The following is a 203-nucleotide window of genomic DNA, read 5'->3' as shown; positions in this document are numbered from 1 at the left end:
CCGGCGGCAGACACGCGAATCAGGCTGGAGCGTTTCTGGAAGTCGTACACGCCCAGCGGGCTGGCAAAGCGTGCGGTGCGGCATGGTGGGCAGCAGCTTTGCAACCGGCGGCAGACACGCGAATCAGGCTGGAGCGTTTCTGGAAGTCGTACACGCCCAGCGGGCTGGCAAAGCGTGCGGTGCGGCATGGTGGGCAGCAGCTT

1 pseudogene is annotated in these 203 nt (G+C 66.0%); it reads right to left on the bottom strand.

Annotated elements, in window-relative coordinates:
• Window positions 1-19 precede the first annotated feature (19 nt).
• Window positions 20-203, bottom strand: a pseudogene (locus tag AWT75_RS23740) (hypothetical protein); the annotation flags it as partial.

This window comes from Aquitalea pelogenes, assembly GCF_001515305.1.
GTDB classification, from domain to species: domain Bacteria; phylum Pseudomonadota; class Gammaproteobacteria; order Burkholderiales; family Chromobacteriaceae; genus Aquitalea; species Aquitalea pelogenes.
The sequence above is the reverse complement of the archived record's forward strand: the minus strand, read 5'-3'. Positions and strand labels throughout refer to the sequence as shown.